Below are 13,644 nucleotides of genomic sequence, written 5' to 3'. Positions count from 1 at the left end.
GGCTTTTCACATGATATGACTCTGAAAACTAAGCGACCTTAACTATGAATGAACATAACCCAATTACTGTCAGAATAGACGAGATGGTGCAGGTTTGGAAAAAGAACGTCCAGCCTCATCACCAGCTTATCCGCTGGATGCTGAAACCGGAAGAACATCGTATGTACGAAGGGTTTTGCCGGCTGGAAGCTTCCCCATACGGAAAAATCGACAACCTGTTTGTATTCTTTTATACCCATTCCAACCAGGCAAATACTTACAGTCATGCCCTCTTACAAAACTGGTTGCATGAATATGACGACGATCAAAATCAACAGCTGCTGGCAAAAGCTGGTAAAGGTGTTTGGGATGTTACACCCTTCAGAAAGGCCGTAACCGAAAACGACTATGCTGCCTGTGACCAGTTGTTGCCTGCAATGATCCAATCTTACAGAGACTTTAGCGGACAACCGGATGCGTTGTTTGTGCTTGGATTATTGCCCAAACAAATGAGCAGCCCGCAGCAATTCCTGCTTTGGATGCAACGGTGGATGGAACAACCCAAACACCCGGGCATACAACTGCTGGTATTTGATCATGTGCAGGAAAACTTTTGGGGCGAGGTGTTTGAAAACTATTCCGATCATTCGGTAACGTTGAAACACGATCTGCGGATGCAGGACGCCATCAGGCAAATTGCTACGGCAGGCGCGGCCACTGACCCCTATGCATTTTTTAGAAAATGTATGTTTGAAATGGGCGAGGCCACCAACAAAAAGAACAAATCCCTGCTTAATGAATGGGGAGCAAAAGCTATTGAAAGCGGCAAAAAGACCGGAGATAAAAGTTTACTCGCTACAGCCTACATCACTTATGCCGGCATGTTGTTCAATTTTAAAGACCATGAAATGATCAATACCCTGCTGGATACCGGCATCCGTTTGTGTAAACAGGAAATTGCCGGTGGCAATGAATCACTAAAACCCCTGCTGTTGCAATATTATACTTACAAAGGGGCCGATTGCCAGATCCAGAAAGAAAGAAAAGAAGCGCTGGAGTGGTTTATGAAAGCCGGTGATGAAGCTGTAGGATTTGAATTTACCACCCAGGCCGTTTCTGCTTATTATAAAGCCTGGGTATTTGCCGATTACAAAGGCTGGCGCGAAGAAAAACTACAGGCAGCGAAAAAGGCCTTACAACTCACCAATCGTTTAACGGAGGAAGAAATACAGGCTTCGGAGTATCCATTTATGGCTTATGATTATGTGCAGCTACAACAGCGGGAGGAAGACAGTCTTGCAGCGGAAGTGTCTGCGAAAATGACCGGTGCGTATGGTGATGACTGGCAAAAAAGTATTGAAGAACTGAAACATAATTATACCAGGAAGAAGATAAGGGAGGCCAACAAAGGAGAAATAATGGTTTCATAAAAACCACATCAATAAACCAGTAAACATTATCCTTAAAATCAGCAGTATGGAAAACATGAGTTCTCTTAGGTCGAAAATTGAAATGATAGATGAGGAGATAACACTCAAGTATGTGGATGAATTGCGGGCAAAAGAAAACCGTATCGACTTTACCAAAGACAACTGGGTAGAAGAAATACGCGCCATTGAATCGGAATACCGGAAAAAGATAGCGCCGGAACTGACCTATATCCGCCGAACGATAGGGGAATCGCTGGCCGAAAATTCATTTAAAGACCTGCAGGCAATAGACGCCATATTGAATGATACCAACCGATTGAAAAATTACATTACTCCCACCTTCGATGAACTGGAAGAAAATATACAAAGCGGCAGCCATGAATATTTAGTGCTAAGCCTGTTATTGTTTGAAGCCAGAAACCTGGGATCTGATGCCCGGGATGAAATGGTTTATTTCGGCGACCTGGTACGGTTCTGCGAATCGAAAAGCGTAGACGTAAAATCCATCTTGCGGCAACTGCTTCCTTTTGCATCTAATGAAATTAAGTACGGTACCAATTCCGTACGAACGTTATTTCAGCATGTAATAGAACCGGCCGCCAACATCTCTGAAAACAGCAATCAGTAAATAGAAACAAGAAACTTTTTCTATGTACGTAGCCAACACGCACCTGAAACCGGTAATAGGGATCGATATTCACTTTGTGAACACCCCCATACCGTTTATTCCGCTTCCTCACCCATATATAGGTCTGGTAATAGATCCATTCGATTATCTTCCCTTTATTGGCGCTACCGTAAAAGTAAATCACGTGCCGCGTGGCAATACCGATACAGGCGGTATGATCATCACGTTTGTACATATTCCCTTCGGCATCGGGTTTTCACTGATGCCCATCATCGGGCACGACAGCCAGAACTTCTTTGGCAGTAAAACTGTATCGGTTGATGGTGCTCCAATGAGTGGGGCAGGGTATATGCTGATGACGTGTAACGATATTGGTATACCCTTGTCATTCCGCCCGGGGAAAAAATTCATCCCCATTCCTTCACTCTATCTTCCCACCTCATTTTGTATTCCCCTGCAATGGGGTAAACCGGTAATGGTGGGTGGTCCACTGGTACCGAATTTCAGCCTGATGGCTTTATTAAAAGCCTTTGCCTTTGGTTCCCTGCTGAAAATATTTGGTAAACTGGGCGGTAAGTTGCTGAAAGTACTCAATCATAAGGTGCTGAAGAAATTCCCCTCTACCAAAAAGCTCGGTAATATGTTGTGTAAAATGGGTTTTGAACCGGTAGACCTGATCACTGGCCGGGTAAATTATGAATACACCGATTTTGAATTGCCTGGTCCTATTCCTTTAAAGTGGACACGCAACTGGGACAGCGATTCAGCTATTCAGGGCCAGCTGGGCCATGGCGTACATCTTTGTTATGATCGTTGTATACAGCTGTGGCCGGAAGAAGGCTGTTTGTCGGTAACCATGGAAGATGGCCGCCTGGTTGTATTCCCTTTGCTGTATTATGGAGAAACCTATTATCATCCGCAGGAAAAAATATTGCTCCGCCGTAAACAAAATGGTCATTTTTTACTGGAAGATTATGACCAGTCCCTGTATTATCATTTCAATCATCAGCAACAGTCACAAAGCTGGCAGTTGTCGTTTATTGAAAACTACAGCGGCAATCGCATACAGTTGCATTACACCGGCGGATACATCTCAGCCATAACAGATTCCGCCGGCCGGCAACTGCTTTTACAGTTGGATAAAAAGCACCGCATCAACTCCGTTGAGGTAAACCATCGCGCTACGCAACAGAAGCTGGTGAGCTATGAATATAACGATGAGGGAGATTTGATCTCTGTCAGCGATGCGCTGAACCAGCTGTTAACCATCGAATACCAGGACCATCTGATGGCGAAAAAGACCGATCGCAACGGTCAAAGCTTCTATTGGGAATACGATACCAAACAACGGTGCGTACATACCTGGGGTGACGGCGGTATTCTGGAAGGGTTTATTGAATATTACAAAGGTTATAACCTGGTTACCAATTCACTGGGGGAAACCACCACTTATCATTTCGATGAAAATAATTTATGTGTTCAGGAAACCGATCACTACGGCAATAGCCGGTACACAGAATATACCGAAGACTTTGACATTTACCGGGAGATAGACGAGGCCGGTAATATTACCGGTTATGCCTATGACGAGAAATACAGGCTGAAAGAACAGATGGACCCCGATGGCTCCGTTATCCAGTACCATTATAACGATCACAACCAGATTGAGCTTGTGATATTTCCCAATGGCAATAGTGAAACCTATGGTTACGATGTTATGCGGCGCCTGACCTTCATCAATCGCTCTAACGGGCTTACATTAGCCTATGAGTACAATGTTGACGGACAAATGGAGGCTATTGTTCAAAAAGGCAGCACCAAAACATTATTGAGGTATGACGAAGATGAGAACCTGGCCGCCATACAATTGCCCGATGGCACCACCGCCACCTGGAAGTATGACGCTCTGGGCCGTTGTATACAAACCAGTAATGCTGCAGGTGAAGTACGTTTCCTTGAATACGATGCCCTTAACCGCATACGCACCATTAACCTGCCAAATGGCAAGCTGATAAAAAGAGAATATAATGCGTATGACGAAGTAATTCGTGAGACTGATAACCATGGCACCGTACAGTATGAATACACCGCGCTCGGTAATGTCAAAAAACGCATTGAGCAAAATAAGGAACTGAGTTTTTTGTACGATACAGAAGAACAGTTGCAGGCTGTTGTAAACGAGGCAGGCCGGCGCTATATTTTCGATTACAATAAACGGGGCGAAGTGATTGCCGAAAAAGGTTTTGATGGCTTACACCGGCAATACGATCGGGATACTACCGGTAAAGTGATCAGGGTGAACCGTCCGGGCGACCGTTATACAAAATACGAATACGATGCCAACAGCCGCATAACCCGGGCAGACTATTATGATGGAAGCTGGTGCCTGTATGCGTACGAACCCAATGGAGAATTAAAGGAAGCAAGTAATGAACATTGCAACATTCGATTTACCAGGAACAAACAGGATCAACTGGTAATAGAAGAACAGGATGGTTATAAAGTATTCAGCGAGTTCAATACACTGGGTAATAGAACCCGGGTATACACAAGCCTGGGCGCCAACATCCAATTCGACCTGAACAACGTTGGGCTGCCCACCCGAATGCAGGCGGCTGTTACTTCGAATGGCGGAGCTCCCGCACAATGGCAGGCACAAATGAAATACAATCAAACAGGCAATGAACTGGAAAGAATATTGCCCGGCGATTTGATCAGTGAATGGAAGTATGACCAGTCTGGCAGACCGAATGAACATAAAGTAAGCAGACGGGGTGTAGTACAGCGTTGGAAAAAATATACCTGGGTAGCCGATGAGCGGCTTACCGGTATTTTTGATGCCATGGCACAAGCCAACACCAGTTTTAAACAGGATGCGGCCGGCAACCTCATCTTTGCCCAATACGCAGATAGCCAGAAGCAGCATCGGGCAGTTGATGACACTGGTAATATTTATGAAACCGCCGCAAAAACTGACCGTAAGTACAACGCTGCCGGCGCCCTGCAGGAAAGCGAAAAGTATCTATATAAATACGATGAAGAAGGCAACCTGATAAGTAAAACAGAAAAAGCAACCCAACAAAAAACCACCTATGAATGGGATGCCGCCGGCCTATTGAAAAGGGTGATTCGTGCGGATAAAAAGGCCGTCACATTTACCTATGATGCACTGGGCAGGCGTATATCCAAAACCTTTGATGGAAAAATTACACGCTGGTTATGGGATGATGAAGTGGCGATTCAGGAGTGGACCTACAATGAACAGGAAAAGCCAATAGCTGTAGTAAATGAATGGGGTGATATACTCTATGATAAAGAAGAACCCAACCCGCTCCATACAGCCGGCGTAAAAGGAATTACCTGGGTATACGAACACGAAGGATTTGTGCCCTGTGCAAAAATTGAAGACGGGGAAACATACAGCATCATCAGCGATTTTCTGGGAACGCCTGCAGTAGCCTATAATGAAAAGGGGGAAAAAATATGGGAAGGGGTAATGGATATTTACGGGCGGGCCAAAACGTTGATCGGAAACAAAAATTTTATACCTTTCCGGTATCAGGGACAGTATGAAGATGTAGAAACGGGTTTGTATTACAACCGGTTCAGGTATTATAGCCCGGAAGAAGGCCTTTACATCAGCGAGGACCCTGTTGGGTTACATGCAGGTGCTAATTTTTATGCGTATGTGCCCGATGTGAATTTCTGGGTTGACGTGTTTGGATTGATCAAGGGTGGATCCTATTACCGGGTAAGAAAATACAATACCGGTGGCGAGGTGAATCACTTTCCGGCATGGGCTTCTTATAAGAATTTACGAAGGACCACACCCAGCCTGCCCGGTCATGGGTCAGCGCCTACTGTATGGATGACTTATGCTGATCACCGGCTTACAGCCAGTTGTGGTTCTGGTCACGGTGCTGCTGCCTGGCGGCTAAGACAAAACCGGCATATTCGTGCGGGTAACTGGTCAGCTGCTATGGAAATGGACATTGACGATATAATGCATAACTTCGGAAGAAAGTACAAAAGAGGATTAAGGGAAGGTATAGGACATGCCTATAAACTGGGCCTGATCACAAAAGCAGATAAAACAAGATTGAAAGCTAAATGTAAATAACAGATGAAAAAAGTTATCAAACCCTTCAAAGGACTCGACGATATCGAATTCGGATTGCCACTGAAAAAGGTGCAGGAGATGGTTAATATTCACGAGAGTACAGAAACCGATAAATACCTCAAAGAGACGAAGATCTTTGGTGACAAAATCAATTACGTGTTCAACAAAGACATTCTGGTAACCTTTGAAATGCATTACCAGGAAGGCGTGTTCTTCAATGATATTGATATTTTCAATGCTAAAGACATTGACGCCCTCCTGAGAGGTTTTAAGTATGAAACCAAAAAAGATTACATCCACATACAGGAAATAGGAATGATCCTGATGAGCTTTAAAAAGAAAGACCTCACCAAAAGGGAATTGTGGTTCTATTCAAAAGAAATGATCACTGAACTGGAAACCTTCCTTGATGTAGTATAACTATGAGTACTGAAATCGCTTTAAAAGATAAAGTAAGAAGAGGATTCCCTGAGGGGTTTCCTTTTCCTTTAGAACTGGAACAGTTATGTGATTGGGCAGATGCAAATGGTTTTCCCATCAGCGGCTATTTCAGGATCTTTTCCAATGACGACAAGGAAGCCATCACCTATTGGATGGGCTTCAATGATGTGAACGACTACTTTGGCATTTTTGGTAAAAGCGCAGATGGATCAATGTATGCACTCTGGCGCGACGATGCCAACCATACTTATAAAGTCGTTCATATGGGCTCTGAAGGGGGTGAGCGATTGATATTGGCCAATAATTTTACCGACTTTCTTCGTCTGCTTTCTATTGGTTACGACGAAATCGGTTTTTGCGACCTCAGCCTGCCGCCCGAAGAAAACGAGGGATACGATCCCGACACCATTAATCCCCGCTTCAGGGAATGGGTTCAAAGAACCTTTAACGTTGCCATTCCCCGAACAGGCGATGACATAGTGAACGTTTATGATAAATCATTCGATAACTGGGTGGAAGACCAGCTGGACGAATATTCATAACCTACCTCTCTATCTTTTTCTTCTCATCAAAATATTTGTCAACCGACCAGGGCCCATTACCAGCTATCAGAAAATAAATAAGACCGGCTAAACAAATTAAGGTAACAGTCATTTCCTGAAACGGCCGGAACATAGACTGGTTTATAAAGAAAATGGCACCGAGTAAAATAGGTATCTGCATGATACAGGCAGCGCGGGTAAGTAAACCCACTGCCAGCATAAGTCCGCCAACCAGGTGCGCAAAAACAATATAGTGCCCTAATAAGCTTAAAGAAAAATAGCTGTTTGGCAGGAAGGAGCCCATACGGCCGATCATACCACTCATGTTCTCGAGAAATTCAATCCCTTTGTATACCAGAAAGAGGCCAAGGGCGCAGCGTAAGATGTCTGCCCATTTGGGATGGTGCCTGTCACCCCAAAACTCAAGTCGTTGTAGGAGGTTCATATGGCAAAATTTAGATTAATAAAGAAAGAGCCTTATAAAGGTAGTACTATTTTACCATCCGCTTCTGAAGCGTCTGAAACGCCCTAAAACGACAATCCTCCTCACAGCTCAGCCGGAGGAGGATTGTTATAACTATTTAATCAATGTTTAAACGGAAACTGTTGCTCCTTTATGCGAGAACAGCGAATCAAAAATTTGCATACCTGCCATTTTCAGTTTGCTTGGGAATGAACTGTTGATATTACCAGTGTAATCAACATACTTCACCACTACTTTCACCATGATCATCGGTTCATTCTTTGCTTTTTCCTGGCGGGTAGGGGAAGCGCTCAACCAATTATCCAGTGCGGCAGCATCTTCAATGATAAACCCTTTACCCTGAATTCTCAGGCGATAGGCAATTCCCTTTTTGAAAAACTCCATGCGAACGGGGAATTCCTTGTCAAATGCTTCAAGATCCTGGGCGGGTTTAGGGATAGCAAACCTGATCTCATCCCCATCATCGTTCAGCTCCATTTCAGTAACCAGGTGATTCGGTAATTTGAACAAAGAGTCATTTTCAGCAAAAAACAAAGCGCTGTTTAATTCCATCAATTTCCTCTTTAACAATTTACCGGGTAAATTAGAATTCATAGTATCCGTTTTATATTATAAATAGAAAACTCGGTATAGATTATACACTAAAGCGTATTGAGTAGTTATGTAAAATACCCAATTGCCATACCATATTCCTGATGAATGATTCTTAATGAATTAGTGCAGGCATATCAGTAATTACCGTCCCATAATTGGACAGGTTTTTCCAAATTTGACATTCCTTACACGCGCACCGTTGGATTACCCGGTTAATAAAAAAAATGTAGATAGAATAAACTGGATTTATCAGACCTGTGAACCTTTTATCAGAACAACAGATTTTACAGATTGTTCTTTAAGATGTAGATAGCTTTTTCGCGTTTCGTCCTGTTGATACTGCTCAAGACCCTGCTCATTTTCAAAAGCTACCAGGTGGATTTCGAATGGCGGTTCAATTGAACTATCTACAAATGTACTACTTGTTGGCCGAATTCGTAAAAGAAGTTGTCCGTTATATTTCCACAAAAGCGGAAGAACCATTTTCTCAAACTCAAAAAAGGCTTCTTCCTGTCCTTCTTTTATATAAATCAGCTGTGTTAAGTGTATCATGTCAGGGTTTTCTGCACTTTACTGTCAAATGCGACATCCAAATTGCGTATTTTTCACCTAACCTCAGACTAGTATTTTGTTAATTTAAAAATATTATGCCAGCCAATAAACATTGTAGCTGGCCGGTAGTCTATGTACAATGAACCCGCTATGACTGCCAATCCAAAATATATTGTATCATCACGTATAAACCTGGTACTGCTCACTTCACTGGCCATTACCGTTTTAATTTCATTGCCCCGCTTATTACTATGGCAACGGTTAACACCTGGAAGATATTCAGTGGAAACCAATGTAACTGAGCTTTCATTAAGAGCGCTTTACATATTTCTTACTTCCATTGTGTATTTTATTATACACTTGCAAACGCACACAGGAAAAATTGGTTTTATAACCATAAACTATAACAGATTTTGGCAACGCACCTTAATAAGTATCCTTACTTTTTTTATCCTCAACACATTGCTGTTTCGCTTTCACGTATTTTTATTTTCTCCCCGAACAAATGCACCGCTATTTAAATTCCTTTTCAATATTAACATGGTGATCACTGTTATACTCACCATATTGTTTGCGCAGGTCTTTCGGCTGCTTTTATATAATTACCAAATGCGCTTAACGAATGCTTCTTTATTAAAAGCAAATGCCGAAACTAAATATGAAGTACTGAAGAACCAGGTAAACCCACACTTCTTATTCAACTCACTAAACACCATCAATGCATTGATCACAACTAACCAACAGGCAGCAGTAGACTTCGTGAATAACATGTCTGACGTATATCGTTATGCTTTAAAAAGTCATGAGTTGAATTCAATACCACTACAGGAAGAACTACAATTCATTGCCGCTTATACCGAAGTGCTGAAAGGCAGGTATGGAAATAAAATGCAGATTGAAGTACAGGTTATACCTGCCAGTAAACAATACCGCATTCCACCTATGGCTTTACAGATCTTAGTGGAAAATGCGGTAAAGCACAATATAGCCTCGCATAACAAACCATTGCATATTCGCATCTTTAACAATGAGGCCGCAGAATTGGTAGTAACAAATAACCGGCAACAGCGACATCGGCCGGAACCTTCAACCGGAGTGGGGCTTCAGAATTTAAACCAGCGATGCCAGTATCTGTCAAATCACTCATTGATCATTCAACAAACCGAAAGCAGCTTTTCAGTAACCATTCCTTTAATGAACCAGATATGAAAATTGCAATTATTGAAGATGAAGAAAATGCCGTGCAACAAATAAATAATTTGTTGCCCGACATTATACCAGCCGCCCATGTAGCAGCAGTTATTGATACGGTGGAAGAATCGGTAGCCTGGCTGAGCACCCAACCCCTGGTTGATCTCATCTTCCTCGATATCCATCTGGCCGATGGTCCCTGCTTTGCCATATTTCAACAGTGTAAGATCGATGTTCCGGTGATCTTTACTACCGCTTATGATCAATATGCCATTAAGGCCTTTGAAGTGAACAGCATCGATTATTTATTAAAACCGGTACGAAAGGAAAAATTACAGCAAGCGCTTGACAAGTTTCAACGTCTTACTACCCGCAATCAGCCGGTGGTTCCTGAACAACAATTACAATTAATAACCCGTGAAATAACAAAAGCAAGCAGTTATAAACGCCATTTCCTTATCCCACATAAAGACCGCCTTATTCCGGTTCAGGCTGATGCATTTGCCTTTTTTGAAATAAAGGGTGGGGTCGTACGCGGCATTACATTCGATAAAAAGCACTGGCTGCTCGAAGAAAGCCTGGATGAATTAACAGATGAATTGTGCCCCGAAGCATTTTACCGGGCCAACAGACAGTTCCTGGTAAGCCGTAAAGCCATTAAGGAAATCGAACATTACTTCAATGGACGGTTTTGCCTCCATTTGCTACCCAACCCCGAAGAACCCGTTCTGGTAAGTAAAGCAAAGGCCGGTAAGTTTCGCGAATGGATGGCAGGCTGAAGTGTTGAATCGGTCATTTTACAGTTAAATATGTCAGCTTAAGATACATAACCTGATCTATGCTATACGCATGGTGTACTTTGTATTAAAATGGAAACTAAAAATATGAAAAGGATCATTAAAATCACTGCTATGCTGGTATTGGTAATACTGGCAACTAATGTCTCAGCTCAATCAAAGATGTCAGAAGAACAAAAGACGGAAGCAAAAGCCAAATACCAGGAGCTAAAACAAAAATTGAATTTATCTGAAGACCAATCAAAAAAAGTAGATGCCATCAACACCACCTGGTTTGAAGGAGTCACTGAATTAAAGAAATCGAATGAGCCCAAAATGGTCAAGCGCAATAAACTCAAGTCGTTAAATGATACCAGAAACAGGCAAATGAAGGATGTATTAACAAAAGAGCAGTTTAAGATCTACAAGGAACAGCAAAAAGAAATGAAAGAAGAGTTTAAACAACGAAGAGCGAACCGGGAATAACATGGTATCTGGGTAATATACCAGACAATGATTATCGTGAAACCAGCACCCAGACTCACAAATGTTTTAAAAACACTTATTCTTAACAATATTTAACATTAAGGAAATACAACTGTAAAACTATTAACCTTACATTTGCACTTTCATATGGCAAGCAATCGTTTGAGCCCCGTGTTTCTACATAGGGCTTCTTTTTTTTAATAAGGTCCCAGCCTTTTGTTAACAAACACCCGCTCGTAAAAACACGCACACTATACATGTATATTTAACGATAAGTTATTCTATAATAAGATCGAAGTAATAGGCAGAACAACAGCTGTTACAGTAATTGAAAAGAACGCGGGATAAGCTGCTTACGTACGAAGTATTGAATGCGGATATAATAGCGAGATAAGAGAGAGTTGACAAGCTAACCTGTTAACGGATTAACTTGTCAACTGATTAGCTCTAATATTGTTCTTTATCATTAGGGAAGTCCTTAGCCTTCACATCATGCACATAGTTCTTTACGGCGCCAATGATCTGTTCGTACAGGTTCAGGTATTGCCGTAAAAACCGGGGCTTAAACTCGGTATTAATGCCCAGCATATCGTGCATTACCAGCACCTGGCCATCACAATGCATACCAGCGCCAATACCAATAGTGGGTATTATGAGCGATTCTGATACTTCCCTGGCCAGTTGCGCCGGGATCTTCTCCAGCACAACGCCAAAACAGCCTGCTTCCTCTAATAATTTGGCATCTGCACGCAGTTTGTTCGCTTCGGCTTCTTCGCGTGCCCGTACGGTATAGGTACCAAATTTATAAATTGACTGGGGTGTTAAACCCAGGTGGCCCATTACCGGGATACCGGCAGCCACAATGCGTTTTACCGATTCCAGCACTTCTTCACCGCCTTCCAGTTTAACGGCATGAGCACCCGTTTCCTTCATGATGCGGATGGCTGAAGCCAGTGCTTCCTTGGAGTTGGCCTGGTAAGTACCAAACGGCAGATCAACCACTACAAAACAACGGTTAATACCGCGAATAACCGAAGATGCATGGTAGATCATCTGATCGAGCGTAATAGGTAAGGTAGTTTCATGCCCTGCCATTACATTGGAAGCAGAGTCGCCTACCAGTATTACATCAATACCGGCTTCATCAAACAACCGGGCAAAAGAATAATCGTAAGCTGTTATCATGGAGATCTTTTCTCCAACAGACTTCATTTTTTGTAACGTATGGGTCGTTACTTTTTTTACTTCCTTGTTAGCGTGTACCGACATACCTGGGAGTTTTTACTGTGTGTGTATGGGCGGGAGGGAATATGGCTCTGCATTAGAATAAAACACATTTAATGCTCCACGCAGTTATTAGCGCCTGCTAAGGTAGGGAATTTGAAATGAGAAATTACGTTTGTAAAAGGGAGAATTGTAAAAGTTTGGGATAAACTTCTAGAAATGAGCAGGTTGACAGGGGCAGCAGGGTTAACAAGTTGACAGGTTAGCCAATTAACCCGTCAACCTGTTAACTGAAAATGACTTTCCCCTTTTCCTTCAACTCGTCATATAAATGTTGAATAAGTCCGTCGGCCAACCCAATTTTGGGCACATAAATTTCTTCAATACCGGCCCAGCGCATCACATTTACATAAATGAACAGGGCAGGAACGATCACATCGGCCCGGTCTTCCCGTAATTTGTAAATGCGTATTCTGTCGGCGACAGAAAAACTGCTGAATTCTTTATAATAATCCTTCAACAGCTGCAAAGGCAGGGATTTGCCTTCTTTTCGTTTGGAGAGGGAAAATATCTTATTGATGTTGCCACCGCTGCCAATGGCCATAATATCGTGATAGGGCTTGGTTTCGCGCTTCACAAAATCTTTCATTTCACTCCATAAATAATCATCAACCTGGTTTTTCAGCAGGCGAATAGTGCCAATATCAAAAGACCGTTTGAAGATAAGCCGGCCATTGGCAAAAAAGGTCAGTTCGGTACTGCCGCCACCTACATCTATATATAAGTAGGTGTGATTTTTATCGAGATTTTCTGCAATATGATTTTCGTAAATAAGGGAAGCCTCTGCATCACCGGTGATCACCTCAATGGGAATGCCCGTTTCCTTCTTAACCCGTTCCAGGATAGCTATTGCATTAGATGCATGGCGCATGGCCGAAGTGGCAGCAGCTTTACAATGTTTTACCCCATAGGCATCTATCAACAGCTTATAAGCCTTGATAGTGTTCAGGATCATGTCTTCTTTTTCTTCCGAGATCTTCCCCTGGTCAAATACATCGAAGCCCAACCGTAAAGGCACCCGTACCAGGTTCACCTTTTGAAATTGAGGTCTTCTGTTACTGGAAAGAATAACTTCCGAAATCAGCAATCGTGCCGCATTACTTCCGATATCTATGGCCGCCAGTTTCATGTGTCGTT

General features: G+C 42.7%; 13 protein-coding genes. 8 read left to right on the top strand and 5 right to left on the bottom strand.

Translation table 11 applies throughout. The features are described from left to right. The first annotated feature begins 44 nt into the window (after positions 1 to 44). Genes BMX95_RS17465 through BMX95_RS17445 form a run of 5 tightly spaced genes read left to right on the top strand, consistent with a single transcriptional unit; the run spans position 45 to position 7,140 of the window. A complete protein-coding gene (locus tag BMX95_RS17465; RefSeq protein ID WP_133053991.1) occupies positions 45 to 1,409 on the top strand; it encodes a hypothetical protein in 1,365 nt (454 codons plus the stop codon). Positions 1,410 to 1,455: 46 nt separating this feature from the next. Continuing rightward, positions 1,456 to 2,037, top strand: coding sequence for a nucleotide exchange factor GrpE (locus BMX95_RS17460; RefSeq protein ID WP_090519495.1), 582 nt, complete (start codon positions 1,456 to 1,458; stop codon positions 2,035 to 2,037). 22 nt (positions 2,038 to 2,059) lie between these two features. Further along, complete coding sequence (locus tag BMX95_RS17455) at positions 2,060 to 6,157, top strand: RHS repeat-associated core domain-containing protein (protein WP_081202753.1); 4,098 nt, start codon at positions 2,060 to 2,062, stop codon at positions 6,155 to 6,157. A gap of 3 nt (positions 6,158 to 6,160) precedes the next feature. Further along, a complete protein-coding gene (locus tag BMX95_RS17450) occupies positions 6,161 to 6,577 on the top strand; it encodes a hypothetical protein (protein ID WP_081202754.1) in 417 nt (138 codons plus the stop codon). 2 nt (positions 6,578 to 6,579) lie between these two features. Then, positions 6,580 to 7,140, top strand: coding sequence for an SMI1/KNR4 family protein (locus BMX95_RS17445; RefSeq protein WP_081202755.1), 561 nt, complete (start codon positions 6,580 to 6,582; stop codon positions 7,138 to 7,140). A gap of 1 nt (position 7,141) precedes the next feature. Here the strand turns inward: BMX95_RS17445 and BMX95_RS17440 are convergent, their stop codons facing one another. From BMX95_RS17440 to BMX95_RS17430, 3 genes are all read right to left on the bottom strand, one after another. Further along, positions 7,142 to 7,585, bottom strand: coding sequence for a DoxX family protein (locus tag BMX95_RS17440; protein ID WP_081202756.1), 444 nt, complete (start codon positions 7,583 to 7,585; stop codon positions 7,142 to 7,144). 147 nt (positions 7,586 to 7,732) lie between these two features. Next, positions 7,733 to 8,218 carry a hypothetical protein gene (locus BMX95_RS17435; RefSeq protein WP_081202757.1) on the bottom strand — a complete coding sequence of 162 codons (486 nt, stop codon included), beginning with the start codon at positions 8,216 to 8,218 and terminating at the stop codon, positions 7,733 to 7,735. A gap of 249 nt (positions 8,219 to 8,467) precedes the next feature. Continuing rightward, a complete protein-coding gene (locus BMX95_RS17430; RefSeq protein ID WP_081202758.1) occupies positions 8,468 to 8,770 on the bottom strand; it encodes a DUF1330 domain-containing protein in 303 nt (100 codons plus the stop codon). Positions 8,771 to 8,920: 150 nt separating this feature from the next. Between BMX95_RS17430 and BMX95_RS17425 the strand changes: the two genes are divergently transcribed. From BMX95_RS17425 to BMX95_RS17415, 3 genes are all read left to right on the top strand, one after another. After that, the gene (locus tag BMX95_RS17425) at positions 8,921 to 9,979 is read left to right on the top strand and encodes a sensor histidine kinase (protein WP_165759029.1); all 1,059 of its coding nucleotides are present in this window, start codon (positions 8,921 to 8,923) and stop codon (positions 9,977 to 9,979) included. After that, entirely contained in the window at positions 9,976 to 10,740 is a 765-nt protein-coding gene (locus BMX95_RS17420; protein WP_165759030.1) for a LytR/AlgR family response regulator transcription factor, read from the top strand. Before BMX95_RS17425 ends, BMX95_RS17420 begins: the two co-directional genes overlap by 4 nt. Positions 10,741 to 10,845: 105 nt before the next feature. Beyond that, complete coding sequence (locus BMX95_RS17415) at positions 10,846 to 11,223, top strand: hypothetical protein (protein WP_090519493.1); 378 nt, start codon at positions 10,846 to 10,848, stop codon at positions 11,221 to 11,223. A 447-nt stretch (positions 11,224 to 11,670) separates the two neighbouring features. Here the strand turns inward: BMX95_RS17415 and panB are convergent, their stop codons facing one another. Beyond that, the gene (gene panB / locus BMX95_RS17410; RefSeq protein ID WP_081202762.1) at positions 11,671 to 12,492 is read right to left on the bottom strand and encodes a 3-methyl-2-oxobutanoate hydroxymethyltransferase; all 822 of its coding nucleotides are present in this window, start codon (positions 12,490 to 12,492) and stop codon (positions 11,671 to 11,673) included. A gap of 241 nt (positions 12,493 to 12,733) precedes the next feature. Next, positions 12,734 to 13,636 (bottom strand): Ppx/GppA phosphatase family protein, encoded by a 903-nt coding sequence (locus BMX95_RS17405; protein ID WP_081202763.1) that lies wholly within the window; start codon positions 13,634 to 13,636, stop codon positions 12,734 to 12,736. Positions 13,637 to 13,644: the final 8 nt, after the last annotated feature.

This window comes from Niastella yeongjuensis (assembly GCF_900110245.1).
In the GTDB taxonomy this organism is placed as follows: domain Bacteria; phylum Bacteroidota; class Bacteroidia; order Chitinophagales; family Chitinophagaceae; genus Niastella; species Niastella yeongjuensis.
Note: the sequence above shows the minus strand (reverse complement) of the source record. Positions and strands in the feature narration are given on the sequence as shown.

Coding starts and splice junctions, on each gene's coding strand:
- BMX95_RS17465 (WP_133053991.1), top strand. CDS start 45: ATGAATGAACATAACCCAATTACTGTCAGAATAGACGAGATGGTGCAG.
- BMX95_RS17460 (WP_090519495.1), top strand. CDS start 1,456: ATGGAAAACATGAGTTCTCTTAGGTCGAAAATTGAAATGATAGATGAG.
- BMX95_RS17455 (WP_081202753.1), top strand. CDS start 2,060: ATGTACGTAGCCAACACGCACCTGAAACCGGTAATAGGGATCGATATT.
- BMX95_RS17450 (WP_081202754.1), top strand. CDS start 6,161: ATGAAAAAAGTTATCAAACCCTTCAAAGGACTCGACGATATCGAATTC.
- BMX95_RS17445 (WP_081202755.1), top strand. CDS start 6,580: ATGAGTACTGAAATCGCTTTAAAAGATAAAGTAAGAAGAGGATTCCCT.
- BMX95_RS17440 (WP_081202756.1), bottom strand. CDS start 7,585: ATGAACCTCCTACAACGACTTGAGTTTTGGGGTGACAGGCACCATCCC.
- BMX95_RS17435 (WP_081202757.1), bottom strand. CDS start 8,218: ATGAATTCTAATTTACCCGGTAAATTGTTAAAGAGGAAATTGATGGAA.
- BMX95_RS17430 (WP_081202758.1), bottom strand. CDS start 8,770: ATGATACACTTAACACAGCTGATTTATATAAAAGAAGGACAGGAAGAA.
- BMX95_RS17425 (WP_165759029.1), top strand. CDS start 8,921: ATGACTGCCAATCCAAAATATATTGTATCATCACGTATAAACCTGGTA.
- BMX95_RS17420 (WP_165759030.1), top strand. CDS start 9,976: ATGAAAATTGCAATTATTGAAGATGAAGAAAATGCCGTGCAACAAATA.
- BMX95_RS17415 (WP_090519493.1), top strand. CDS start 10,846: ATGAAAAGGATCATTAAAATCACTGCTATGCTGGTATTGGTAATACTG.
- panB (WP_081202762.1), bottom strand. CDS start 12,492: ATGTCGGTACACGCTAACAAGGAAGTAAAAAAAGTAACGACCCATACG.
- BMX95_RS17405 (WP_081202763.1), bottom strand. CDS start 13,636: ATGAAACTGGCGGCCATAGATATCGGAAGTAATGCGGCACGATTGCTG.